Raw genomic sequence first — 24,048 nt, 5'->3', positions numbered from 1 at the left:
AAATAGATGCTATTGGATTTGAGGTATCATATAATTACAATTGTGATTATCTTTACAACATTAGCAATCGGAATTTTAATTGGTAGTACAATGGTAGGAAATGAATTAATATTCCAAGAACAGAATAATTTAATTAGTAAGTTAGAAGAGGAGTTTTTATCGATCAGAATGAAAAACCAAAGATTTAAAGAGGAAGTTGAAAATTTGGAAGGGAAATTAAATGATAACTTGGAGTTTCAGGAGATGATCTTACCATTAGTAGTTCAAGGGCAATTAGAAGGGGAGCGAATCTTGGTTACAGGAATCAGTAATATCTCCCAAGAGATGGAAGAAAAATTGATTAGAACCTTACAATTGGCTGATATTAAGCAGGTTAAGATTTTACAAGATCAAAATGATTATAGTGCTGATTTTGATAGTATTTTATATTTAGATAGAGAGAAAGAATTTGATGTGGCTGAAACTAAGGGTAAGCAAGTAAGGGTTGATTCTGAACAATTACAATCAGTATCTGATTTAATAGAGGTTGTCTTTCAGATCAGTTCTAAAGATTTGGAAAATTTAAGAGGTGTTGGCTTTGAATAAATTAATTTCAATTTTAATTCCAGCTTATAATGAGGCAGAGCTAATTGAAGATACGATTTTGGCTGTACAATCATTAACTGATTTTGACTTAGAAATTATAGTGATTAATGATGGTTCTAGTGATCAAACAGTTGAAATTGTAAAACAGCTAGGAGTTAAATTAATTGATTTAGAGGTTAATCAGGGTAAGGGAGCGGCTTTAAACCAAGGATTAAAAAGGGCAAAAGGAAGGGTGCTTGCTTTATTAGATGCTGATTTAGCAGAGACAGCAATAGAAGTAGAAAAACTTTTGTTACCTGTGCTCCAGAAAAAGGCTGATTTGACTATTGCTCAATTTCCAGCAGCTAAGAAGAAAGGAGGATTTGGCTTGGTTAAAGGGTTAGCCCGGCTAGGTTTGAAGTATTTAGCTGGATTTGAAGCTTCCGCACCATTGTCAGGACAGAGGGTCTTAACAAGAGAGTTGATTGATTATTTACAAGGATTTAGAGCAGGTTTTGGAGTAGAAGTGGCTATGACGATTGAAGCAATTAGAGGGGGGTTTAAGGTTAAAGAAGTTCCAGTAAAGATGGGGCATCGAGAAACTGAAAGAAATTTAGCTGGATTCAAGCATCGAGGTCAGCAGTTTAAGGATGTTTTGGCTGTACTTTGTACTCAGGTTAGAGGTGATAACTAGTGTTGTGGCTGATAGTTTTAACAATTATTTTAACTTATATTAATTATCCAGTCACCAAAGATACTTTAATAAAATATGATTTAGTTACTACAAACTATGCTGGAAAGCAAATTCCTATCGGATATGGAATTTTATTATTAGTTAATTTAATTATTATCTTAAGTATAGGGAGAAACTTAGGAGTATATTCTGTACAAGTAGCCGGAGCTCTATTATACCTTGTAATTGTTGCTGGGGGATTAGGACTAATTGATGATTATTATGGAGAACAAGATCAAAGTAGTGGGTTGTCTGGTCATATAGGTGAGTTTATATTGAATTCACGAGTGACAACGGGTTTATTAAAAGCAGTTTTTATAAGTTTAATCGTCTTTTTATTAGTGACTGAAGTAGTTGATGGCTTGGCAGGAGTAATAATTAATTTCTTGTTGGTTGTATTAATGACTAATTTTATTAACTTACTTGATTTGAGACCAGGTAGAGCTTTAAAAGGATTTATTATCATATCAGCTCCATTATTTCTAATTACTACCAGTTTATTCAATAGGTTAATAATTCCTTTATTAATTATGGTTTTGATTATGTTACCAGTTGACTTAAAAGCAGAGGCCATGTTGGGTGATGTAGGGGCCAATTTATTAGGATCTTTTTTAGGTTTAAGTCTTGTTTTTTCTACAGCAGAAAGTTATAAAGTTCTTTTTGTTTTGATATTAGTAGGGATTCATCTATATACTGAAAAGTTTTCTTTGACAGAATTAATTAGCCAAAATCTAATTTTAAATAAATTAGATCAATTAGGGAGGGATAAAGATTAAGGTTATAATTGATAGTAAATTAAAGTTACTTATATAATTTTGTTGTGATAACTGAAGATAATTAGCAGAGTTTTCAAGGAGGAGTTTTTTGTTTAGTATGGAATAATAAAAAAGTATGGATAAAATATAAAGAGGAGTGGTTGAGATGAATCAACAAAGGATTGTTAATCGATTTTTAGAGTTAGTTAAAATAGATAGTGTTTCTAAAGAAGAAGGAGCAGTAGCAAATTATTTAGTGGAATTACTGACCGAATTAGGCTTAGAGGTAATAAGAGACGATGCTGGTCAACAGGTTGGAGGAGATACAGGAAATGTAATAGCTAAGTTAAAAGGAGATAGCTCAAAGCCAACTTTATTGTTGAATGCACATATGGATACTGTAACTCCTGGTAAAGGTATAGAGCCTGAAATAAAGGAGGGAGTTATCTCTAGTAAAGGAGAGACTATCTTAGGAGCTGATGATAAAGCGGGAATTGTAGCAATTGTTGAAGCTTTAAGGGTGATTAAGGAAGATGACATAGAACATGGAGATCTTGAGATTGTCTTTACAATAGGTGAGGAAGTTGGATTGTTAGGTTCTAAAAATTTAGATTATGATTTATTAGAAGCAGATTTTGGAATTGCCTATGATTCTGGAGGAGATATAGGAACGATTATTACTCAAGCTCCTGCACAAGATAAGATAAATGTCAAAGTGAAAGGAAAAGCTGCACATGCAGGAGTCAACCCATCAGCAGGAATTAATGCTATTAAAGTTTCAAGTGTAGCCCTATCAAACTTGAACTTAGGGCAGATTGATGATGAAACGACTGCTAATATTGGAGTGATTAAAGGTGGAAAAGCGACTAATATAGTACCAGACTTGGTTGAATTACAAGGAGAAGCTAGAAGTTTAGATGAAAGTAAACTTACTGAACAGACTGAACATATGTGTGATATTTTTAAGCGAGCAGCAGATAAATATGGTGCCCAAGTGGAGATTGAGACGAAGCGAATGTATCCTGCTTTTGATTTAGAGCGAAATGATGAAATTGTTGATATTGCAGTTAAGGCAGCTCGTAGAATTAGTGTTAAACCGAAATTGCAACCTACAGGTGGAGGAAGCGATGCTAATATATTTAATGGAAAAGGAGTTCCAACTGTCAATCTTGGTGTAGGAATGACTGATGTTCATTCAACAGATGAAAATATTAAGGTTGAAGATTTAGTGAATATTGTTAAATATGCAATTGCTTTAATTAATCAAGTAACTAAGTAGTTATGAGTAAGAGGAGAGATTGCGTGACAGGTTATCTTAATAGAAGGAGGGCTTAAAATAAATATGCCTATCTCCTACAAAGATATATTAAATAAAGCTTTATTAGAAGGAATTCCGGGTGGGGTAGTGGTTGTTGATAGTAGTGAGAAAATTATAGCGATCAATGATTTAGCTTTAGATTTATTGAAGATAGAAACTGACCAAGTTGTTGGTGATAATATAACTGAAGTTATTTCAACAACAAGAATAGACAAGGTTTTACAGACCGGTCAAGCAGAGTTGAATCGTTATCAGATAATAGAGGAAACCAAAATTTTAACTAATAGAGTTCCTATCTTTGAGAAAGATCAAGTAATAGCAGTAGTAGCATATTTTCAAAAGATAAAAGAAGCTGAAGAGATGGCCGAGAAGTTAAAGAGTGTACAACGCTTAAAGAAGACTCTGGAAGCAATTTTAAATTCGATTGATGATGGAATTCGAGTAGTTGATGAGGAAGGAAGAATAAAAATTTACAATGAAAAGATGGCTGAGTTAGAAAATTTAGAACGGGATCAGGTGCTTAATAAAAAATTATTAAATATTCTTCCTTCATTAAATCAAGAAACGAGTACTATAATGAGAACCTTAAGCTCTCAGGAATCTGTGATGGAACGGCAACAAAGTTATATAAATTATAAAGGGGAAGAGATAAATACTATTAATAAGACACTGCCTATGATGTTGGATGGTGAATTTATTGGAGCTTTAGAGATCGCTAAGGATATTACTCTATTAAAGGAGCTTTCTGAAAAGGTAGTCGCTTTACAGTCGGAATTATATCAAGCTAGGGAGAAAAAGAAAGAGTTTAACAATGGTACTAATTATATTTTTTCCGATATCATTGGAGAAAATAGAGTTTTGCAAGAGAAGATTAAGCACGCTAAAAGAGCTGCTCGAACTTCTTCATCTGTTTTAATTTCTGGAGAGACTGGAACAGGTAAGGAATTATTTGCTCAAAGCATCCATAATGCTAGTGAACGTAGAAAAAAGCCATTTATTGCTCAAAACTGTGCTGCTTTACCTAAAGATCTACTAGAAGGGATCTTATTTGGGACTAAAAAGGGTGGGTTTACAGGGGCTGTTAATCGTAAAGGGTTATTTGAGCAGGTTGATGGAGGGACATTATTATTAGATGAGATAAATTCAATGTCTTTAGAGTTACAGGCTAAATTATTACGAGTTTTACAGGAAGGAATAATAAGGCCTATTGGAGGAGATAAAGGCGTTAGAGTTGATGTTAGGATTATAGCTACAATTAATAAGAATCCTTTGCAAGCAATAAATGAGGAGGAATTAAGGGAGGATTTATATTATCGGTTAGCAGTGGTTAATTTGAAATTACCACCATTGCGAGATAGAAATGATGATATTCCTTTACTGGTTGATTATTTTATAGATAAGTTTAACAGGAAGTTTAATTATCAAATTCAAGGGATTGAGCAAGAGACAGAAGATTACTTTCTTAAGTATAGTTGGCCCGGAAATGTAAGGCAACTTGAACATGTACTTGAAGGAGCAATCAATATTTTAGATAAGGATGCTAAAATAAGAAAAGAAGATGTGGAGTTATTTATGCTAGACACAAACTCTAATGATGAAACTGATAAGGTTAACTTTGAACAAGGTGATTCTTTGCCAAATATTATTGAAGGTATAGAAAAGAGATTAATAAAAGAAGCGATTTCCAATAATAATAATATTATTAGTCAAGCAGCGAGGGAGCTAGGAATTAAAAGACAGACATTACAATATAAAATTAAGAAATATCAGTTATAAAAAGATCTCCTTAAAAGGAGACTCTTTTTTTATGAGAATATTTTAGAATTTATGAAAACTTTAATAAGTAATAGAAGAGGTGGAGGAAGTGAGAAATCCTAAAATTAATATTGATCTCAACAAATTAATAGCTAATACTAAGGAAGTAGTAAGTTTAGCAGAAGAAGGTGGAATAGAAGTTGTAGGAGTAACTAAAGCTATCTGTGCTAATTTAGAGGTTGCTAAGGCTTTATTAAAGGGGGGAGTAGCAGGGCTAGCCGATTCTAGAATTAATAATTTGATTCATTTAAGGGAAAATTTAAAATTAGATCAGGTTTCATTAATGCTACTTAGAATTCCAATGCTAAGTGAGGTTGAGTCAGTAGTTAAGTATGTCGATGTAAGTCTTAATTCGGAATTGAAAATAATTAAAGCATTAAATGAAGTAGCAAGAGAAGATGATTTGGTACATAAGATTATTTTAATGGTAGATGTTGGAGATAGAAGAGAGGGAGTTATGCCTGATAATGTAATGCAGGTTGTTAAAGAAATACTCAAATTGACCAATATTGATTTGATTGGCTTAGGAACAAATCTAACTTGCTTTGGAGGAGTATTACCTTCTGATGAGAATATGATGCTTTTGATTAAATTAAAGGAAAGAATAAATAATGAGTTTAATCAAGAGTTAACGATAATTTCAGGAGGAAATAGTAGTTCTTTACCTAGATTAAAAGAGATGGGGTTACCTCCAGAAGTCAATCAGTTGCGAGTAGGAGAGACGATTTTATTGGGTAGTAATGTGATTAATAGGGAGCCTTTTTCGAATACTTTTCAGGATGCCTTTTTATTAGAAGCAGAGATTATTGAATTTAAAGAAAAACCTGCTCAACCTGAAGGAGAAATAGGACAGAATGCTTTCGGTGAAGAGGAGGTTATTAATAAAAAAGGAATTAGAAAGAGAGCTATTTTGGCTATTGGGAGGCAAGATATTGTATTAAAGGGACTGACTCCTGTAGCAAGAGGGGTGAAGGTAGAGAGTGCTAGTAGTGATCATTTGATAGTTGATTTAACAGATTATAAGAAAGGTGTAGTTGTAGGTGATAGTTTGAAATTTGAGTTGAATTATGCAGCACTATTAAGGGCGATGACCTCTCCTTATGTAAATATAAATATAATATAGCTAAAATTTAAGGTTAAGTTAACCACTTTTAGCAGTTAGTAGATTACAGAGTATTAGCAGTGATGAAAATTACTAAACTATTTTAAAGGTTTTATCATAAAACTATCAAAATTGCACCTTAAAATTAAATAAAATGAACTTTGGAGGGTTAATAATGAAAAAGGTACTTATTCTATCTTTAGGAATTTTAGTTTTAAGTTTGGCTTTTTTCAGTTATAATCATGCACAAGCAGTTACAGAGAGAAACATAGAACAATCATTGATGGGAGAACAATTACCAGAAGAACCACCAGTGGGTGAAGAGTTACCGGAGGAGCCGCCAGTAGAAGAACCACCAGCGGGTGAAGAGTTGCCGGAGGAGCCGCCAGTAGATGGGGCACCTCCGGTAGAGCCACCTTCAAATTAATAAGTAATGAATAAAATACCCCCTCTTTTAAGAGGGGGTATTTTATTTTAGAATTAATTATTTGAAATAATAAGTTTGGGAGGGATAGTAAAGGTGAAAATAAGAGGACTAGAAGTTCTAAATACTGCAAAATATTTTGCACAATGCAAGTTATTTGTCAGCTTATAGCCTATTAAAAATAAATAATTGTCAAAATAAAGGAAAAATAAAAAAATATAAATATTACTATACTAGGGGTTGTTCTAGGGAAAGATAACAATCATCTTTAAGCTGGCATGTTAATTGCACGATATATAAGTTAGATTAATAAAAATAAAAACAAATAATTTTAGGAGGATTAAAAAATGAAATTTGAAGGAATGACTATCGGAGTACCTAAAGAAATTATGTCTGGAGAAAAGAGAGTAGCTGTAGTACCAAGGACGGTTAAGAAATTTGTTGAAGATGGAGCTAAAGTCTTGGTCGAAGCTGGAGCTGGTGAAGGTTCTTTTATTGATGATCAGGATTATAGTGAAGCAGGAGCAGAAATTATTCCTAATGTAGAGGAAGTTTTTCAAGCATCTGATCTAATCTTAAAGGTTAAAGAACCAAAGTTTAATGAGGATTTGAATAAGCACGAAGCAGAATTAGTTTCTAAGGATAGTGCATTAGTTAGTTTTTTACATCCAGCACATTCGATAAATCATGATATAATTAAAACGTTAGCTAACAGAAATGTAACAAGTTTTACTTTAGATGGAATCCCTAGAATTTCTAGAGCTCAACAGATGGATGCTCTAACTTCAATGAGTACAGCAGCTGGTTATAAAGCTTCTATTTTTGCTGCAAATCATTTGAAGCGTTTTGTACCAATGATGCCAACAGCGTTTGGGACTATGAAGCCAGCAGAGTTTTTAATAGTTGGAACAGGTGTAGCAGGTTTACAAGCAATTGGTATTGCTAAACGCTTAGGAGCTCAGGTGAAGAGTATTGATATTAGACAGGAAGCTAATGAGCAAGCACGTAGTTTAGGGGCCAAGGTAATTGACTTTGATGTTCCTACTGAGTTGGCGGTTGGTGAAGGTGGCTATGCACAGCAACTTTCTGAAGAATGGTATGAGAAAGAGCGTGAAGTTCTTGCAGAACATATTGAAAGCTGTGATGCTCTTATCTTAACAGGGTTAATTCCAGGGGAAGAGGCACCGATCCTTGTTACAGAAGAGATGGTTAAAAAGATGAAAAAAGGTTCTGTTATAGTAGATGTTGCTATTGACCAAGGTGGGAACTGTGAATTAACAAAAGGTGGAGAAGATTATGATTATAATGGTGTATTTATAAGTGGCTTATTAAACATTCCAACAACTTTAAGTGTTCACTCAACTACGATGTTTGCTCAAAATCTGTATAGCTTTATTGAACATATTGTTGATGCAGGGGAAGTTAATAGTGATGTTAATGATGAAATAATACAAGAAAGTATTGTAACAAAAGGTGGAGATATTGTACATAAAGGTACATTAAAAGCAATGGGGCAATAATGAATTGTAATAAAGTTTTACTTTAGTTAACAAAGTATAGTGTATAGTTAAAAATCTTAAAAATAAATGCTCGTTAAAGTTCTTTTATAATGATTTTAATATTGTTTGAACTTAACTATACACTATCAATAGAGGGAGGTTTAAAATGTTATTAGTGATGGTAGTATTTTTAATAATTGCATCTTTTTTAGGTTATAGGGTGATTTCTTCTGTGCCTTCTCTTTTACATACACCTTTAATGTCAGGGATGAATGCTTTATCAGGAATAACAGTTTTAGGTGCTATTGAAGTGTATGCTACTGCATCTTCAGGAGCAAAAATTTGGGCACTAGTAGCTTTAGTGTTAGCGATGATTAATGTAGTTGGTGGGTTTTGGGTTACTGGTAGAATGTTACGTATGTTTAAGGAAGGAAAAGAAAAATCAGCAGTAGGGAGGGAGAATTTATGATAGGAAATATTACTATTTCAACAGTTATTATTTTAGGTTTTATTATAGGTATTCGGTTAATGCAATCTCCTAAAACTGCTGTATGGGGTAATCGTCTTGGGGCTTTTTCTATGGCTTCAGCTATTATGTTTTCTTTGGTAAACTTAGGTGTTATAAATGATTTTTTTCTATTATTTTTTATAATTTTTGGAGGAGTATTAGGAGTTATACTGGGGCAAGTAGTTGAGATGATTCATATGCCTCAAATGGTAGCATTGCTCAATGGACTTGGTGGTGCTGCTTCAGCTTTAGTAGCTGGTTCGACTGCTGCTATATATACAACAGAACCTTGGATTTTTTGGTTTACTGCTGGGTTGGCCCTGGCTGTTGGTGCTTTAACTTTGAGTGGAAGTATTGTTGCAGCTCTAAAATTGCAAGGTTGGATTATACAAAAGCCAGTAACTTTATCCGGTCATAAACTTTACCAAGCTTTTATTTTAGTAACTGGAGTTTTAGCTATAATTACTTTAAGCATTACACAAATAACTTATTTTCAAATTATAATGCCTTTATTAATTATCATGTTTACTATTTATGGTCTACTAATGGCTTTACGTGTTGGTGGAGCTGATATGCCAATTGTTGTTTCCCTGTTAAATTCCTTTTCTGGTATAGCAGCTGCGATATGTGGTTTAGCAGTATCAAATCTACTTTTAGTTGGTGTTGGTGCTTTGGTAGGGGTAGCTGGTATTATTTTAACTCATATTATGTGTAAAAATATGAATAACAGCTTAACATTTGTTTTAGCAGGGTTTGAAAATAACAAAGCTTCAGAAAAGAAAAAAGTAACGGCAAAAGAAGAACTGAAAGAAGCAGAAGAGAAACAAGAAGCAATTAGTGAAGATAATGAGCAACAAGAGATTTCTGACTTATTAGAGTCAGCAGAAGATGTTGTAATAGTGCCAGGATATGGAATGGCAGTAGCACAAGCTCAACAAGCAGTAAAAGAACTGATAGATTTATTGATTGCTAAAGGGAAGAGTGTTAAAGCAGCGATTCATCCAGTAGCAGGAAGAATGCCTGGACATATGAATGTTTTATTAGCAGAAGTAGGAATAGATTATGAGATGTTATATGATTTAGAAGAAATCAATGGAGAATTTACAGATATAGATTTAGCAATAGTAATAGGAGCATGCGATGTAATTAATCCAGAGGCTGAAAAAGCAGAAGGGACGCCGATTTCTGGAATGCCGATTTTACAGGTAGAAGAGGCAAGGAATGTTATTGTCTGTAATTTAGATGATAAGCCAGGGTATTCAGGAGTAGAAAATAGCTTGTATAAACAAGAGCATGTAGTTTCTTTATGGGGAGATGCAGCAGAGACAGTACCTCATTTAAATACTGTATTGAAGGGATTAGAAAGCAAAGAGTCAGCAGGAAGTAAGAAAGAGAATAAAGAACAAGAGATTCCTGGCTTATTAGAGTCAGCAGAAGATGTTGTAATAGTGCCAGGATATGGAATGGCAGTAGCACAAGCTCAACAAGCAGTAAAAGAACTGATAGATTTATTGATTGCTGAAGGGAAGAGTGTTAAAGCAGCGATTCATCCAGTAGCAGGAAGAATGCCTGGACATATGAATGTTTTATTAGCAGAAGTAGGGATAGATTATGAGATGTTATATGATTTAGAAGAAATCAATGGAGAATTTACAGATATAGATTTAGCAATAGTAATAGGAGCATGCGATGTAATTAATCCAGAGGCTGAAAAAGCAGAAGGGACGCCGATTTCTGGAATGCCGATTTTACAGGTAGAAGAGGCAAGGAATGTTATTGTCTGTAATTTAGATGATAAGCCAGGGTATTCAGGAGTAGAAAATAGCTTATATAAACAAGAGCATGTAATTTCTTTATGGGGAGATGCAGCAGAGACAGTACCTTATTTAATTAAAAGTAAAACTAGTTAAAAATAAATATTCGATCTTATTGACCGCAAAGTTGCGGTCAATTTTTTTTGCAAAGATATATTGGTTTTACAATTATGATAACAATAAACTTTTTAATCTATTTATTTGAAAAAGTGTAAGCTACAGTTAAATTGAGTTTGATTATTTTATGTTAGAATAATATAATCAGGTAAAAAATAAAATATCAATAGTTGTCAGGAATCAGTAGTCAGTAAGTTCAAAATCATTTAATTCAAGAACTCTTAAAAAACTTGATCTTATGGTCTTACTGATTCCTCATTCCCGATTCCTAATTCCTGTGACATGAAAGTGCCACATAATTGTAATAAAGTTAGGTGTTGAGGTCAGGTAAAATAAAACTTGTAGACTGATTGTTGAGATCAGTTTAGTTGGAGGTATTAGATGTTAGAAATTAAACAGGGGAAAGTTATAGATGTTTTATCTAGAAAAGAAGGAATAACTGAGGTTAAAGTTAAAGTTAATAATATAGAAAAAAAAGGAATTAGTTATGATGACTTAGTGGGCCAAATTGAAAAAGGAGACGATGTGATTTTAAATACTACAGCCACTTCTTTACAATTAGGAACTGGTGGTTATGATTTTGTTATCTTTATTTTAGATAAAGAACAAGAATTGACTGGAGCAGGACATATTATGAAATTACGTTATACTCCTTATCAAATAAAGGTAAATAGTGTAGAAGAGGAGGATAATTCTAATCATAAAGAGATTAAAAAATTTAATTCTTTAGAAGGTACTCCAGTAATAGTAGGAACTTTACATAGTATGTTACCAGCTATTGCAGTGGCAATTAAAGAGAATAAACCAGAAGTGAAAGTGACATATGTTATGACTGATGGAGCTGCCTTACCACTTAAGATTAGCAATTTAGTTTATCAGCTACAAAGTAGGGGTTTAATTGATCATACGATTACCAGCGGGCATGCTTTTGGAGGAGGGTTAGAAGCAGTTAATATCTATTCAGCCCTAATAGCAGCTTATCAGGTCAATCAAGCTGATGTAATTATAGTAACAATGGGGCCGGGGATTGTTGGAACGGGAACCAAGTATGGTTTTAGTGGGGTTGAGCAGGCTGAAATATTACATGCCGTAAAGAGTTTAGGTGGGGAGCCGATTGCTGTACCTAGAGTCAGTTTTAGTGATTCGCGAAAGAGGCACTATGGATTAAGTCATCATACAAGAACAGTTTTAGGGGAATTAACTTTAGTTAAAGCTAAAATTGGAATTCCTAAATTTAGAGATCGAAAGCAATTGGAAATTATCAAAGAACAGTTGAACAGATTTGAATTAATTCTTAAGCATCAAATTATCTATAAAAAAGGAGAAGAAATTTTAACTTGTTTAGATGGTTTAGATTTTAAAGTTCAGACAATGGGTAGAAATCACCATCAAGATCGTGAATATTTTATAACGGCAGGAGTAGCAGGGTTGATTGCTAATGAACAATTATAGCTATCTGTAAACTGTATTAGTAAAAATCAATTTCAAAGCTTTATATTTAAGATTTTTAAACAGTTTGATTTGATAGAATAAACTAATAAACGGTAGATAATAAATATAATTTGGAGTGATAATAAGATGAAAGATTTAAAGGAGAAGACTATTGATAGCGAATATTTTTATCAAGGGAGCATAGTTAATTTAAGGGTTGATCAAGTGAAGTTGCCAAGTGGAAATAATTCAAAGAGGGAGATTGTAGAGCATAGCGGTGGAGTAACAGTAATTCCTTATCAGGCAGAGAAAATTATCTTAGTTGAACAATTTAGAAAGCCAACTGAAAAAGTAATATTGGAGCTACCAGCAGGAAAATTAGAAATGGATGAAGATTTAGAGCAATGTGCTTTGCGAGAATTAAAAGAAGAGACAGGTTATCAAGCTAAATCATTGCAGAAAATAACTTCATTTTATACCAGTCCTGGTTTTACTGATGAGAAGATCCATCTATTTTTAGCGACGGACTTAAAAAAAACTAAGCAGCAAACAGATCCAGAAGAGTTTATTAAATTAAGAGAGGTTAGAATTGAGCAGGTTACTAAGATGCTTGCTGAAGGAGAGTTTGAGGATGCTAAAACAATTATTGGTTTACAATACTTATTGTCTAGTATATAAATTGAGTTAATGATTTTCATAAGTATAATTAGCTCACTTTTTTTTAAATTTGAGAAGATTAAGTGAAAAAGTTAAATTTAACTTATATATTAAGTTATAAGTTAAATAATAAAAAATAATAAATTATAAATGATAAACATTAGAATGTGAAGGATGTAATTTACGCAAAATAGTAAAGGATCTAAGTTGGAGTAATTGAATTAGAAAATCTAAAAACAAGTCTGTTATTTTGTTAAAGGAGGGAATTATGGAAGAGTTTAAGAGTAATCAAAGGAGTCTAGCTACCTTAAATGTTACGTGTAATGCTTCTGGAGCTGCTCGGGCAGCTCGCAAGGGAGATGTAGTGATGATTGTTGATCTAATTGATATGTCAACTACTGCAGAGGCAGCTTTAGATGCAGGAGCTTTAGATGTTTTTGGTGCCAGTCCTGATCATATTAATGTTCCGGTAGTAATTAATCCAGAGAAGATTGGTTATTTTGCTGGAAAAAAAGCCTTGAAATATGATACAGAGATAATAATAGTTACTGAACCAAGATTAGGAACTGAAGAGGAGAGAAGAAAAAATATACAGTTAGCATTGACAGGAATAACACGTTCAGGGGCTCAGATAGATACTATCCTAGCAAATATAGGATGTGAAGTAACTACTTTAGCTGAATTTAAAGATAAAATCGTTTTATTAATTACTGAGTGTGGTGGGGTTGCTTTTGATACTGCTTATAATTATGGTGCTCCTAAGGTTATTACAGGGACTGTAGCTAGAACATTAAATAAAAAAGGGGTTGAACCTGCTAAGGATTCAGCTGAGCGAGCAATTAATTTAGCTAAGAAGTATAATACAGGAATTACGTTAGTTGCTGCTAGCTCAAATTCATATGAGGATGTTTTGGCAGCTGAACATATAGCTAAACTAATAATTGAAGCAGGCTTTTTACAAGTGTAATAAAGTTATTTCTAGCTGACATATTAATTTATAAAAGACTTTCTGATTAGCTAGGAGGAAATTAATGGTTAACTATAGATTTTTAAAGAGAAAAACAGCTCTTTTTTTAGAAAAAAACCTCTTGCTTTTATTCTTTATTATAGTCTTTTTTGTAATTGGAGTTGTATTTGGAACGCTTGCTGTTAGAACTTTAGATTATACTCAAAAAAAAGAGTTAGTTGATTATTTAGGGAAATTTATTGTTGAAATCAATCAGTTAATGGGAGAGGATAGGCAAGTAGTAGCTCAAAATATTATTATCTCTAACCTAAGATTTACATTTCTATTTTGGTTGTTAGGGTTGACTATGATTGGTGCAATAATAATTCCACTTATAATCTTTTTAAGAGGGTTTATTATTGGGTTTACAGTTGGATTTCTGCTAGATCAGTTGTTTTTAAAGGGAATTATTTTATCAATAATATCTGTATTACCACAAAATATAATATTTTTACCCAGTTTACTTTTAGGAGCATTAGTTAGTATTAGCTTTGCTTTAACTTTAGGAAAAGGAATTTTAATGGGAAGTAGATATAAGTTTCGTCTAATGATAACTAATTATTCAATTGTAATGTTAATGATAGGGATTTTATTATTTGTAGCTGGACTTGTAGAAGCTTATATAACACCAGCTTTGATTAGAACTGTTGCTAATTATATAGTTTAAGGAAGAATAGATTTTTATTTTGGAAATTTTAGTATTAGTTTTTCTAAAAAGAAGGAGTTTCAATAAAAAAATAGAAACTATATATAAAGGTCTGACGTCTAACGAAAATTTAGCGAAGTTTTAATATTTTTGAGAGTAAAGGTTAAGTTATAATAAAATAGGTTTTAACTTAGATGAGAATAATAGACACTTATAAGGAGGTAGTAGAATGAATAAGATCAAAAGAATAAATTTAATCATATTAGATAGTGTAGGAGTAGGAGCTTTGCCGGATGCTGAAGAGTTTGGTGATCAAGGAGTTGCTACATTACAAAATTTAGCTGAAGAGATTGGAGGAATTTGTTTACCTAATTTACAACAGTTTGGTTTAGGTAATATTGTGGAAATTGAGGGGGTGGAGCCAGAAGAGAATCCTAAAGCTGCTTTTGGTAAGATGGCAGAGTTATCAAATGGAAAAGATACAACAACTGGTCATTGGGAAATAGCAGGCCTGTTGTCATCAGATCCATTTCCAACTTACCCAGATGGTTTCCCAGAAGAAGTAATGGAGAAGTTTCATCAAGCGATTGGAAAAGGCAGCTTAGGAAATAAGCCTGCATCAGGGACTGTAATTATTGAAGAGTTAGGAGCAAAACATTTAGAGACTGGGAAGCCGATAGTTTATACATCGGCTGATAGTGTTTTTCAAATTGCTGCACATGAAGATGTAATTTCGATTGAAGAGCTGTATGATATGTGTCAAAAAGCTAGAAGTATCTTAACAGGAGACCATGCAGTAGCAAGGGTCATTGCTAGACCATTTATTGGGGAGTTGGGTGATTTCAATAGAACTTCTCGCCGGAAGGATTATTCCTTACAACCTCCAGCTGAGACTGTATTAGACTATCTTAAGGAAGCTGAAAAAGAGGTTATCGCTGTAGGAAAGATTGATAATATTTTTGCTGATCAAGGAATTACTCAAGCTGTCCATACAGATCATAATATGGATGGGGTTGATAAGAATTTAAATTATTTACGGGAAACAGATCAAGAGGGAATAATCTTTACTAATTTGGTTGATTTTGATCAAAGGTATGGTCATCGCAGAGATGTTAATGGTTATGCTCAGGCATTACAAGATTTTGATCGAAGATTGCCTGAATTAATTTCTGCTTTGAATGAAGATGATCTATTAATTTTGACTGCTGATCATGGTTGTGATCCAACCCATACGGGAAGTGATCATACTAGAGAGTATGTTCCATTGTTAGTATATGGTAAGCATGTAAAAGCTGGAGTTGATTTGGGCACTAGAGAGACTTTTAGTGATATTGCAGCAACTATTTCTGATATCTTTGAGGTTGAGAAGACTAATAATGGAAGTAGCTTTAAAGAAGAAATTCTTTAATTAGTTTTTTAAGCTATAAATGGTTCAACTGTCAACTGTTCATTCTTATCTGTGCATTGATTTTAAAAGTATCTTTTAGCGATTTTGAATTTAAAATATTAGTTATTAAATATTAAGTATTAAATGTTTTTAAAGGAGGGGATTTTAATGCGTGCTTATGATGTGATTAAAAAGAAACGGAATGGAGAGAAGTTGACTGCAGAGGAGATTGAGTTTTTAATTGAGGGTTATACTGCTGGAGAAGTTCCCGATTATCAAATGTCAGCTTGGGCAATGGCAGTTTTTTTACAAGGAATGGATAGTCAAGAAACAGCTAAGTTGACAGAGGTTATGGCTAAATCAGGCGATATGATCGATTTAAGTCCAATTGAAGGGATTAAGGTAGACAAGCATAGCACAGGAGGAGTAGGTGATACGACTAGTTTGGTGTTAGCCCCGCTAGTAGCTGCTTGTGGTGCTCCTGTTGCTAAGATGTCTGGGCGAGGTCTAGGACATACTGGAGGTACAATCGATAAACTAGAGGCTATCTCTGGTTTTGAGACAGGTTTGAGCCGAGATAAGTTTATAGATAGTGTTAATCAACAAGGAGTAGCGATAGCTGGTCAGACTGGAAATTTGGCCCCAGCGGATAAAAAATTATATGCATTACGTGATGTAACTGCAACAGTTGATTCAATTCCTCTAATTGCTAGTAGTATTATGAGTAAAAAGATAGCTTCTGGGGCAGATGGAATCGTATTAGATGTCAAGGTTGGTAGTGGTGCATTCATGAAGGTCTATGAAGATTCGGTAGAGTTAGCACAGACAATGGTTAACATAGGAAAAGAAGTGGGGAGAAATACAATTGCAGTTGTTTCAGATATGGATCAACCATTAGGTTTAGCGGTTGGAAATGCTCTAGAAATAGTAGAAGCAATTGAAACTCTTAAAGGAGAAGGGCCAACAGATTTAACAGAGTTATCATTAACCTTAGGAGTGCAGATGTTATTATTGGCAGAAGTTGCAGAAGACAAAGAAAAAGCTCGTACAATGTTAGAAGAAGCTATTAATAATGGTTCAGCTTTAGCAAAACTAAAAGAGATGATTGATAATCAAGGAGGTAATGGAGAGGTAGTAAATAACCTTGACTTATTGCCACAAGCTGAAAACAGTTTGGAAATTAAAGTAGAAGATGCTGGTTATGTAGAAAAAATTGCAGCAGAAAGAGTTGGAGTTGCTGCTATGTTATTAGGAGCAGGAAGAGAAACTAAAGAATCAGATATAGATTTAGCAGTAGGAGTAGAATTGGTTAGTAAGGTGGGAGTTGAGGTTGAAAAAGGTGATACCTTAGCAGTCTTATATTATAATGATGAACAAAACTTAGCAGAAGCGAAAGAAGAATTATTGGGTGCTTATCAGATTGGCTCAGAAAAACCTGAACAGAGTCCATTGATTTATGAGATTATTAATTAATAATTAAGAATTATTGGATCGAAGAATTAAAGATCTTGTTTTACAATTGCATAAGTGATAGCTTTTTAATCGTTAATAACAGCATGAATTTAATTTTAAATTCATGCTGTTATTTGTTTATTTTAATTGATTTTATTCGTTTTTAATCTGAACTTATCGTTAGGCAGACTTTTCTTCTTGTAAAGATAGGTTAATTTCAAACTTTCCGATATCTGTATGTAAAGGAAGGGCCAAAAATTCTTTTTGTTCAGTTGAAAACTGTATTTCTTTTCCAACTACAACTGAGGGAGGAGTAATATCACACTGATACCCCATATTAGATAATTTTGTTGCTGAATTACCTGTAATAATATTTGCTAACTCTCCTAATGCGGAATTAACAAATTCATTTAATTCATTAACTTCCATACCACACATTTTACTAGCTACATTTAAAGCAGTATCTTTTTTCATGCTAAGATAGATAAAACCTGATAAGTTTCCAGTAACTCCGATTGAAATATTAACATCTTGTCCTATAAAGCCATTTTCTCGAGTCATTAAACTTCCTTTTTCAGTTTTTGTACCAATCATCTGTTGTAAAACATTATGAGTAGCCTCAAATACTGGGTCAATATATATTTTTTTCATTTTTTATTCCTCCTCTTAGTGAGATCTTAACTATTATTGAATTTCAATACCAAGATCTAATCTCCTTGTTAAAAACCTTTAATTTCAAAATTTTATTTTGAAGAGATAAAAAGATTGGATCTTGACAGGCTATCGCATTATATACCGATTTAAATATAATATAGTTCTAATTTTAGGTTCAATTTTAATTTTAATCACTCCCTTTTTTTTACAAACATACTTGATAAAAAGAGGTAATAAATATTAGTAAGAATGCAAGGGGAGGAGATTATGACTTTGTGGAGACGTTCTATGATTGGTTGGTTATTTTTTTGTCTATTAATCTTCCTGACATCTCAATGTGCTTTAGCTATTGAAACACCTGAGTTTAATCTTGAATCTAAATCTGCAGTTTTAATAGATGCTAAGTCAGGTAGAATACTTTATGAAAAGAATCCTCATCAACAGAAACCACCAGCAAGTATTACTAAAATTATGACTATGTTATTAACAATGGAAGCGATAGAAGAAGGGAGAGCTCAATTAACAGATAAAGTACCAACAAGTGAACATGCAGCAGAAATGGGAGGTTCGCAGATTTGGTTAGAGCCGGGAGAAGAGATGACTTTAAAAGAAATGTTGAAAGCAATAGCTATTGTTTCTGCTAATGATGCCTGTGTAGCTGTAGCAGAGTATCTCTATGGAACAGAAGAAGAGTTTGTTAGAGCAATGAATGAAAAGGCTGAAGAGTTAGGAATGGAAAACACTTATTTTAAGAATACAAATGGCTTGCCCATTACTGAAGAGGGAGAAGAAGCTAATTATACGACTGCTTATGATATTGCTTTAATGTCTAGAGAACTATTAAAATATCCAGAGGTTTTAGAATATACATCTACTTGGATTGATAATTTGCGGGATGGAGAATCTTTTTTGCGGAATACAAATGACTTAGTAAGGTTTTATGATGGAGCAGATGGGCTTAAGACAGGATATACAGCAGAGGCAGGGTTTTGTTTATCTGCTACTGCTAGTCAAAAAGGAATGAGGTTCATTGCTGTGGTGATGAATGCTCCTAATTCAAGAGTTCGCTTTCAAGAGACAAGACAACTGCTATCTTATGCGTTTAATATTCACCAAGCGATTAATATTGTAGAAAAGGGAGTAGAAGTAAATCAAATTGATGTATTTAAAGGTAAGAGTGAACAAGTGACTGCTATTACTGCTGAAGAACTAACAGTTTCTGTAATCAAAGGTGAGGAAAATGAAGTTAAAAAACAAATTTGGCTTGATCAAGAGGTTGTTGCTCCAATAGCTACGGGAGATAAAATAGGAGAGATTATAGTTATTAAGAATGGAGAGCAGATAGGTCAGGTTGATTTAGTAGCGGCAGAAGAGGTGGAAGAAGCCAATTTATTTGAATTAATAATTTTATTGATCAAGAAATTTATTAGTAATTTAATTAATTATTCTTAAATTTATTGGTTTCTTTAATTCTTTTAAGTTCGAAAAGGTCAGGTAAAAAAGTTGAATTTAATTTATACAGTTAAGAATAAGTTATTTAAGCTGAGTTGCCGATAGGCAACTTTGTTTTTTAGAAATTAAAAAGTGAAGACCAGCAGGAAAAAAATGGTTTATATCTAAATGTTATTAAAAGGGGAAAAAGGGGGAGAGAAAGAATGGAAATAAACTGCATACAATTGGGTAATAATCTATTTGTCGAATTAGAAGGAGAGTTTGATCTTCATACAGCAGATTATTTTAGAACAGAGACAAGTGATCGATTAACTGCTGAGATTGATAATTTAATTTTAGATTTAGATGGTATTGATTTTATTGATAGTTCAGGGTTAGGTGCAATTTTAGGAGTTTATAAAAAAATTAATCCAAAAGGAGGGAGTATAGGGGTTATAAACATTACTCCACATGTAGAAAGGATCTTTGAGGTTTCTGGGTTTTTGAAAATTATTGATATTTACCCTTCAAAGCAGGAGGTATTGGAGGGAATTTAAAGGGGGAAACAGTTATGGGAAATCAGGTTGAGTTAACTATTGATAGTAGATCTAGTAATGTAGGGTTAGCTAGAGTAACGGTAGCGACGTTTGCTTCCCAATTAAATTTTACATTAGCAGAAATTGAAGAAATTAAAGTTGCAATTTCAGAAGCAGTATCGAATGCTATCATTCATGCTTATCAAGATCAGGTAGGCAAAGTAAAAATAAAGTTGGGAATTTGTGAAGGGCAGTTAGAAATAATTATCAAGGATAAGGGGCAGGGGATTGAAGACGTCGAACAAGCCTGTCAATCTTCATATACAACTACTGATAGAATGGGATTAGGTTTAGCGTTTATTGAATCGTTTATGGACAAGTTTGAACTAAAATCAAAACTAGGCACAGGAACTGAATTAAGAATGGTAAAAGTACCTAGTCAGGAAAAAAAACAGGTTAATTAGGGGTAGAGAAGATGGAAGGGTTATCAAATATTGATCTTAAAGAACAAAGACTTTTGTCTCAAGAAGAGACGAAAAGATTATTAATCAAAAGTCAACAAGGGGATCGACAGGCCAAAGATACATTAGTTAAGCATAATTTGAGACTGGTCTTAAAGATTGTTCATCGTTTTAAAAATGCTGTTTATTCGTTAGAGGATATTTTTCAGATAGGGACTATAGGATTAATGAAGGCTATTGAACGCTTTGATTTGAGTAAAGGAGTAAATTTTTCTACTTATGCTGTACCATTAATTATTGGAGAGATCAAGGTTTTTTTAAGGGATAATGATCGAGTGAAGATAAGTCGCAATTTAAAGGAGAAGGCAATTAAGATTAAGCGAATTCAAGAAGAGATGAAAAAGGAGTTAAAAAGAGAACCAACAGTTAGAGAGTTAAGTCAAAGACTTGATTTAGCTTCAGAAGAGATAATGAGAGCTTTAGAAGCAGTTCAAGAACCTACTTCTTTATATACTAGAGTTTCTAATTGTAATGGGGGAGATGGAAAATTAGAGTTAATCGACCAATTAGCTGTCTTGGATGATCAGTATGAAGCTAGTTTGAATAAGTTATTTGTGAAACAGATTTTAGAAAAAGTTGATCAAAGAGCAAAAAAGATAGTTAAGTTAAGGTATTTTGCTAATCAAACTCAAGGTCAAATTGCTAAACAGTTAGGAATTTCTCAAGCACATGTATCTAGATTAGAAAAGAGAATATTAGCTTTAATCAAGAGAAAGCTGGAAAAAAAGGACAGGTGTTGAACACCTGTCCTTTTTGCATTAAATTTTATTAAATTGTGTATAATAAGTTGTAGAAATGAGTCCTATTAAGAGAGGTGAATATAGTTATGATTGATTTTGATTTAAATAAAATATTGTTAATAATAGTTTTTAGTGTTGGTTTAATCTTGGTTACTTTATATTTTTGGGGTGGTTTTTTTATGAATGATGATATTTCATCTAGAGCTAGAAGGGTTGATGGAACTCAATTTAATCTGGAATTAAGAAGTGAAATTAATGAGTGGCAGATTTGAAATATTTTTGAGAGTTAAAAGGGTTGTTAAAGCAAAACCTAATCAAAAGTTATTAGTAGGGGATTTAGCAGAGGTGATTACTGCTGAAAATAAGCAACAGCAGTTGGAGAATGTGTATGTTAAAGAGGTAACTAAAGAATCTGGTCAGTCAATGATCATTACAGCTTTAGAAATTATTCGAGTAATTAAGGGCCAATTTCCTGAAGCAACGATTGAACATTTAGGTGAAGCAGATATAATTGTCGATATTGCAACAGATTCTAAAAATAAAAAAAATCAGGATAAGCCTTCAAGGCTGTATATTCTTGCAGTCAGTGTTGTTTTATTTTTGGGGTCAGGAATGGCTATTATGAATTTTCATGCTGATGTTAATATGGTAGCTGTTCATCAGCAGTTATATCAACTGGTTATGGGAAGGTTTGAAGAGAACCCACTCTTGTTACAGATTCCTTATTCAATTGGTATAGCTTGTGGGATGATAGTCTTTTTTAATTATATTTACAAGTATAAATTGGATGACGATCCTAGCCCTTTAGAGATGGAAATGTACCTTTATGAAAATAAGGTTAATCAATTTTCTTTAAATCAAAAGACAAAAGAAGCCAAAAAAAAGGGTGGTGATAATTAAAAATGTTAGGTGGTGACTGAGTGAGGGCTTTTATCTTAATTCTGACCGGTTTTGCAGGAGGAGTTGTAGTAGGGACAGCTTTAGTTGCTTTTTTATTAGTTTTAGATGTTATTCCTCGCTTGATACAAGTCAGTGATTCAAAAGAATATATTAAGTTTTATCAAGTGCTGGTAATAGTTGGCCCCTTACTTGCTACCAATTTTCAATTTTATGATTGGAAGTTGCCTTTTATTAATATCATTAATACTTTTTTAATTATTATTATGGGGTTTATATTTGGAGTTTTTATCGGATTATTAGCAGGGGCATTAACAGAGGTTTTAAAAGTACTACCTATTTTAAGTAGAAGGTTGGGTTTGCAAAGTTACTTGGGTGAGCTATTAGCGGTTATAATTTTAGGTAAAGCAATTGGTTCACTAATTTATTGGTTATTTCCTACTTTATGGCCACCTTGATCATCTAAAAAAAGTAAAATTAGGGGGGGATTATTATGAGTCAGATCGATAAAACACAAGAAGAATATAATGAATTGGTTAAAAAACATCAACCTTCTGATTCTAAAGTAAAGAATTTCTTTAGTGCTTATCTAGTTGGAGGTTTGATCTGTCTGTTAGGTCAGATCATAATTGAGCTATTAGTTGGTACAGGTTTAGAATTAACTGATGCGGCTTCTTATACTGGATTAGCTTTAATTTTAGTTGGTGCTGTTTTAACTGGGTTCGGTGTTTATGATGAGTTAGCCCAATTTGCTGGGGGAGGAACGATTATTCCGATTACTGGATTTGCTAATGCAATTGTAGCCCCAGCCATGGAATATAGACAGGAAGGATATATTTTAGGATTAGGTAAGCAGATTTATTCAGTTGCTGGACCAGTTATAACCTATGGGATTTTATCAGCTTTTTTGATTGGGGTTATAAAATTATTACTAGGATAACGGGGTGAAAAAATGAAAAAGCTAGGTCAACAGACAGTAAAATTTATCAATCCTCCTCAAGTTATCTCTTCAGCTTCGATAGTAGGGGCTAAAGAAGAAAGTGGGCCTTTAGGAGAATACTTTGATGAAGCGATCAGTGATGGATATAATAAGCAAAAGACATGGGAACAAGCTCAAATGAAGATGACAGAGGATGTGTTAAATCTTGTTTTAGAAAAGGTAAAACTCTCCAAAGATCAAATAGATTGTTTACTAGCAGGAGACTTGTTAGATCAAACTGTAGCTTCTAATTTTGTTGCTCGCAAATTTCCGGTCTCATATTTAGGTCTGTTTGGTGCTTGTTCTACAATGGCTCAATCATTGGCGATAGGTGGAATGATGGTTAGTGGTGGGGCAGCTAATCAAATTATTTCCTTTACTTCTAGCCATTATCAAGCGACTGAAAGGCAGTTTAGAACACCGAATGAATATGGTGATAAGTACCCACCGTATAAACAATGGACTGTAACTGGAACGGGAGCTATGATTTTAAGTAATCAACAGGGAGGAGTTCAGATTCCATCAGCAACTTTAGGAAAAGTTATTGATTTAGGAGTCAAAGATCCTCAAGATATGGGTTCAGCGATGGCTCCAGCTGCAGCAGATACCATCATTCAACATCTAGAAGATACAGGGCGTGACCCAAGTTATTATGACTTGATTATAACTGGTGATTTAGGTGAAGTTGGAAAGAGTTTAGTCTTGGAATTACTAGCAGAAAAGGGCTGTTCAATTGAAGATAATTATGATGACTGTGGAGTGATGATCTATAATTCAAATCAGAAGACAGGAGCTGGAGGAAGTGGTTGTGGTTGTTCTGCTGTAGTAACGGCCTCCTATTTATTGCCACAGATAATGTATGGAAATTTCAATAAGGTATTAGTTTTAGGAACTGGAGCATTATTGAGCCCTTTAACTTCTTTGCAAGGAGAGACGATTCCTTGTATTGCTCATGCAGTAGTATTAGAAACGACAGGACAGTTAACTCCGGGGATAGGGAGACCAAGTATTAGGAGTAAGTTAGCTAATAAAGTTGAAAATTTATCTGGGAATGAGGGGTAA

General features: G+C 33.3%; 26 protein-coding genes. 25 read left to right on the top strand and 1 reads right to left on the bottom strand.

All coding sequences use genetic code 11. The annotated features are described in order from the left end of the window. The first annotated feature begins 6 nt into the window (after positions 1-6). The 16 genes from ACKF5P_RS07700 to ACKF5P_RS07625 all read left to right on the top strand — a co-directional run bounded on the left by ACKF5P_RS07700 (position 7) and on the right by ACKF5P_RS07625 (position 17,249). Positions 7-585 (top strand): copper transporter, encoded by a 579-nt coding sequence (locus tag ACKF5P_RS07700; RefSeq protein ID WP_408954633.1) that lies wholly within the window; start codon positions 7-9, stop codon positions 583-585. Then, complete coding sequence (locus ACKF5P_RS07695; protein ID WP_408954632.1) at positions 578-1,258, top strand: glycosyltransferase family 2 protein; 681 nt, start codon at positions 578-580, stop codon at positions 1,256-1,258. The genes ACKF5P_RS07700 and ACKF5P_RS07695 overlap by 8 nt, the downstream gene beginning before the upstream one ends. Next, positions 1,258-2,073 (top strand): glycosyl transferase family 4, encoded by an 816-nt coding sequence (locus tag ACKF5P_RS07690; protein ID WP_408954631.1) that lies wholly within the window; start codon positions 1,258-1,260, stop codon positions 2,071-2,073. The genes ACKF5P_RS07695 and ACKF5P_RS07690 overlap by 1 nt, the downstream gene beginning before the upstream one ends. Before the next feature lie 145 nt (positions 2,074-2,218). After that, the gene (locus tag ACKF5P_RS07685) at positions 2,219-3,331 is read left to right on the top strand and encodes a M20/M25/M40 family metallo-hydrolase (RefSeq protein WP_408954630.1); all 1,113 of its coding nucleotides are present in this window, start codon (positions 2,219-2,221) and stop codon (positions 3,329-3,331) included. A 63-nt stretch (positions 3,332-3,394) separates the two neighbouring features. After that, positions 3,395-5,146, top strand: a complete 1,752-nt coding sequence (locus ACKF5P_RS07680) for a sigma 54-interacting transcriptional regulator (RefSeq protein ID WP_408954629.1) — start codon at positions 3,395-3,397, stop codon at positions 5,144-5,146. A gap of 88 nt (positions 5,147-5,234) precedes the next feature. Further along, positions 5,235-6,308: an alanine/ornithine racemase family PLP-dependent enzyme gene (locus ACKF5P_RS07675; protein WP_408954628.1), complete on the top strand. Its 1,074-nt coding sequence runs from the start codon at positions 5,235-5,237 to the stop codon at positions 6,306-6,308. 154 nt (positions 6,309-6,462) lie between these two features. Further along, positions 6,463-6,714, top strand: coding sequence for a hypothetical protein (locus tag ACKF5P_RS07670; protein WP_408954627.1), 252 nt, complete (start codon positions 6,463-6,465; stop codon positions 6,712-6,714). A gap of 344 nt (positions 6,715-7,058) precedes the next feature. Continuing rightward, positions 7,059-8,231 (top strand): NAD(P) transhydrogenase subunit alpha, encoded by a 1,173-nt coding sequence (locus ACKF5P_RS07665; RefSeq protein ID WP_408954626.1) that lies wholly within the window; start codon positions 7,059-7,061, stop codon positions 8,229-8,231. 145 nt (positions 8,232-8,376) lie between these two features. Next, positions 8,377-8,679, top strand: coding sequence for an NAD(P) transhydrogenase subunit alpha (locus ACKF5P_RS07660; RefSeq protein WP_408954625.1), 303 nt, complete (start codon positions 8,377-8,379; stop codon positions 8,677-8,679). Continuing rightward, a complete protein-coding gene (locus ACKF5P_RS07655; protein WP_408954624.1) occupies positions 8,676-10,628 on the top strand; it encodes an NAD(P)(+) transhydrogenase (Re/Si-specific) subunit beta in 1,953 nt (650 codons plus the stop codon). The genes ACKF5P_RS07660 and ACKF5P_RS07655 overlap by 4 nt, the downstream gene beginning before the upstream one ends. A gap of 402 nt (positions 10,629-11,030) precedes the next feature. Further along, positions 11,031-12,101, top strand: a complete 1,071-nt coding sequence (locus tag ACKF5P_RS07650; RefSeq protein WP_408954623.1) for a DUF3866 family protein — start codon at positions 11,031-11,033, stop codon at positions 12,099-12,101. A gap of 126 nt (positions 12,102-12,227) precedes the next feature. Continuing rightward, positions 12,228-12,758: an NUDIX hydrolase gene (locus ACKF5P_RS07645; RefSeq protein WP_408954622.1), complete on the top strand. Its 531-nt coding sequence runs from the start codon at positions 12,228-12,230 to the stop codon at positions 12,756-12,758. Positions 12,759-13,005: 247 nt separating this feature from the next. Then, positions 13,006-13,704: a hypothetical protein gene (locus ACKF5P_RS07640; protein ID WP_408954621.1), complete on the top strand. Its 699-nt coding sequence runs from the start codon at positions 13,006-13,008 to the stop codon at positions 13,702-13,704. 64 nt (positions 13,705-13,768) lie between these two features. Next, positions 13,769-14,410, top strand: coding sequence for a stage II sporulation protein M (gene spoIIM / locus ACKF5P_RS07635; RefSeq protein ID WP_408954620.1), 642 nt, complete (start codon positions 13,769-13,771; stop codon positions 14,408-14,410). A 208-nt stretch (positions 14,411-14,618) separates the two neighbouring features. After that, positions 14,619-15,797: a phosphopentomutase gene (locus ACKF5P_RS07630; protein ID WP_408954619.1), complete on the top strand. Its 1,179-nt coding sequence runs from the start codon at positions 14,619-14,621 to the stop codon at positions 15,795-15,797. 147 nt (positions 15,798-15,944) lie between these two features. Beyond that, the gene (locus ACKF5P_RS07625; RefSeq protein WP_408954618.1) at positions 15,945-17,249 is read left to right on the top strand and encodes a pyrimidine-nucleoside phosphorylase; all 1,305 of its coding nucleotides are present in this window, start codon (positions 15,945-15,947) and stop codon (positions 17,247-17,249) included. Positions 17,250-17,408: 159 nt separating this feature from the next. Here ACKF5P_RS07625 and ACKF5P_RS07620 read toward each other — a convergent pair whose 3' ends face one another. Then, positions 17,409-17,879 (bottom strand): chemotaxis protein CheX, encoded by a 471-nt coding sequence (locus ACKF5P_RS07620; protein WP_408954617.1) that lies wholly within the window; start codon positions 17,877-17,879, stop codon positions 17,409-17,411. A gap of 270 nt (positions 17,880-18,149) precedes the next feature. On the opposite strand from ACKF5P_RS07620, the gene ACKF5P_RS07615 reads away from it, so the two are divergent. From ACKF5P_RS07615 to spoVAD, 9 genes are all read left to right on the top strand, one after another. Next, complete coding sequence (locus ACKF5P_RS07615; protein ID WP_408954616.1) at positions 18,150-19,334, top strand: D-alanyl-D-alanine carboxypeptidase family protein; 1,185 nt, start codon at positions 18,150-18,152, stop codon at positions 19,332-19,334. 203 nt (positions 19,335-19,537) lie between these two features. Next, the gene (locus tag ACKF5P_RS07610) at positions 19,538-19,870 is read left to right on the top strand and encodes an anti-sigma factor antagonist (RefSeq protein ID WP_408954615.1); all 333 of its coding nucleotides are present in this window, start codon (positions 19,538-19,540) and stop codon (positions 19,868-19,870) included. A 14-nt stretch (positions 19,871-19,884) separates the two neighbouring features. Further along, on the top strand, positions 19,885-20,313 hold the full coding sequence (gene spoIIAB, locus ACKF5P_RS07605) for an anti-sigma F factor (protein ID WP_408954614.1): 429 nt from the start codon (positions 19,885-19,887) through the stop codon (positions 20,311-20,313). 11 nt (positions 20,314-20,324) lie between these two features. Next, a complete protein-coding gene (locus tag ACKF5P_RS07600; RefSeq protein WP_408954613.1) occupies positions 20,325-21,110 on the top strand; it encodes a SigB/SigF/SigG family RNA polymerase sigma factor in 786 nt (261 codons plus the stop codon). A gap of 86 nt (positions 21,111-21,196) precedes the next feature. Beyond that, the gene (locus ACKF5P_RS07595) at positions 21,197-21,382 is read left to right on the top strand and encodes a hypothetical protein (RefSeq protein WP_408954612.1); all 186 of its coding nucleotides are present in this window, start codon (positions 21,197-21,199) and stop codon (positions 21,380-21,382) included. Then, positions 21,366-22,010, top strand: a complete 645-nt coding sequence (locus ACKF5P_RS07590) for a stage V sporulation protein AA (protein ID WP_408954611.1) — start codon at positions 21,366-21,368, stop codon at positions 22,008-22,010. The genes ACKF5P_RS07595 and ACKF5P_RS07590 overlap by 17 nt, the downstream gene beginning before the upstream one ends. A 20-nt stretch (positions 22,011-22,030) precedes the next feature. Further along, a complete protein-coding gene (locus ACKF5P_RS07585) occupies positions 22,031-22,465 on the top strand; it encodes a stage V sporulation protein AB (RefSeq protein WP_408954610.1) in 435 nt (144 codons plus the stop codon). 35 nt (positions 22,466-22,500) lie between these two features. Further along, positions 22,501-22,947 (top strand): stage V sporulation protein AC, encoded by a 447-nt coding sequence (spoVAC, locus tag ACKF5P_RS07580; protein WP_408954609.1) that lies wholly within the window; start codon positions 22,501-22,503, stop codon positions 22,945-22,947. 12 nt (positions 22,948-22,959) lie between these two features. Beyond that, the gene (gene spoVAD, locus ACKF5P_RS07575; protein ID WP_408954608.1) at positions 22,960-24,048 is read left to right on the top strand and encodes a stage V sporulation protein AD; all 1,089 of its coding nucleotides are present in this window, start codon (positions 22,960-22,962) and stop codon (positions 24,046-24,048) included.

The sequence above is a fragment of the Natroniella sp. ANB-PHB2 genome (assembly GCF_046097105.1).
In the GTDB taxonomy this organism is placed as follows: domain Bacteria; phylum Bacillota; class Halanaerobiia; order Halobacteroidales; family Halobacteroidaceae; genus Natroniella.
This window is presented reverse-complemented; position numbering and strand designations above follow the sequence as displayed.

What these genes read in the sequence shown, in the direction of transcription:
- ACKF5P_RS07680 (WP_408954629.1), top strand. Translation starts at nt 3,395, where the DNA reads ATGCCTATCTCCTACAAAGATATATTAAATAAAGCTTTATTAGAAGGA.
- spoIIAB (WP_408954614.1), top strand. Translation starts at nt 19,885, where the DNA reads ATGGGAAATCAGGTTGAGTTAACTATTGATAGTAGATCTAGTAATGTA.
- ACKF5P_RS07665 (WP_408954626.1), top strand. Translation starts at nt 7,059, where the DNA reads ATGAAATTTGAAGGAATGACTATCGGAGTACCTAAAGAAATTATGTCT.
- ACKF5P_RS07645 (WP_408954622.1), top strand. Translation starts at nt 12,228, where the DNA reads ATGAAAGATTTAAAGGAGAAGACTATTGATAGCGAATATTTTTATCAA.
- ACKF5P_RS07655 (WP_408954624.1), top strand. Translation starts at nt 8,676, where the DNA reads ATGATAGGAAATATTACTATTTCAACAGTTATTATTTTAGGTTTTATT.
- ACKF5P_RS07600 (WP_408954613.1), top strand. Translation starts at nt 20,325, where the DNA reads ATGGAAGGGTTATCAAATATTGATCTTAAAGAACAAAGACTTTTGTCT.
- ACKF5P_RS07650 (WP_408954623.1), top strand. Translation starts at nt 11,031, where the DNA reads ATGTTAGAAATTAAACAGGGGAAAGTTATAGATGTTTTATCTAGAAAA.
- spoVAD (WP_408954608.1), top strand. Translation starts at nt 22,960, where the DNA reads ATGAAAAAGCTAGGTCAACAGACAGTAAAATTTATCAATCCTCCTCAA.
- ACKF5P_RS07620 (WP_408954617.1), bottom strand. Translation starts at nt 17,879, where the DNA reads ATGAAAAAAATATATATTGACCCAGTATTTGAGGCTACTCATAATGTT.
- ACKF5P_RS07630 (WP_408954619.1), top strand. Translation starts at nt 14,619, where the DNA reads ATGAATAAGATCAAAAGAATAAATTTAATCATATTAGATAGTGTAGGA.
- spoIIM (WP_408954620.1), top strand. Translation starts at nt 13,769, where the DNA reads ATGGTTAACTATAGATTTTTAAAGAGAAAAACAGCTCTTTTTTTAGAA.
- ACKF5P_RS07625 (WP_408954618.1), top strand. Translation starts at nt 15,945, where the DNA reads ATGCGTGCTTATGATGTGATTAAAAAGAAACGGAATGGAGAGAAGTTG.
- ACKF5P_RS07610 (WP_408954615.1), top strand. Translation starts at nt 19,538, where the DNA reads ATGGAAATAAACTGCATACAATTGGGTAATAATCTATTTGTCGAATTA.
- ACKF5P_RS07615 (WP_408954616.1), top strand. Translation starts at nt 18,150, where the DNA reads ATGACTTTGTGGAGACGTTCTATGATTGGTTGGTTATTTTTTTGTCTA.
- spoVAC (WP_408954609.1), top strand. Translation starts at nt 22,501, where the DNA reads ATGAGTCAGATCGATAAAACACAAGAAGAATATAATGAATTGGTTAAA.
- ACKF5P_RS07590 (WP_408954611.1), top strand. Translation starts at nt 21,366, where the DNA reads ATGAGTGGCAGATTTGAAATATTTTTGAGAGTTAAAAGGGTTGTTAAA.
- ACKF5P_RS07640 (WP_408954621.1), top strand. Translation starts at nt 13,006, where the DNA reads ATGGAAGAGTTTAAGAGTAATCAAAGGAGTCTAGCTACCTTAAATGTT.
- ACKF5P_RS07595 (WP_408954612.1), top strand. Translation starts at nt 21,197, where the DNA reads ATGATTGATTTTGATTTAAATAAAATATTGTTAATAATAGTTTTTAGT.
- ACKF5P_RS07685 (WP_408954630.1), top strand. Translation starts at nt 2,219, where the DNA reads ATGAATCAACAAAGGATTGTTAATCGATTTTTAGAGTTAGTTAAAATA.
- ACKF5P_RS07700 (WP_408954633.1), top strand. Translation starts at nt 7, where the DNA reads ATGCTATTGGATTTGAGGTATCATATAATTACAATTGTGATTATCTTT.
- ACKF5P_RS07660 (WP_408954625.1), top strand. Translation starts at nt 8,377, where the DNA reads ATGTTATTAGTGATGGTAGTATTTTTAATAATTGCATCTTTTTTAGGT.
- ACKF5P_RS07670 (WP_408954627.1), top strand. Translation starts at nt 6,463, where the DNA reads ATGAAAAAGGTACTTATTCTATCTTTAGGAATTTTAGTTTTAAGTTTG.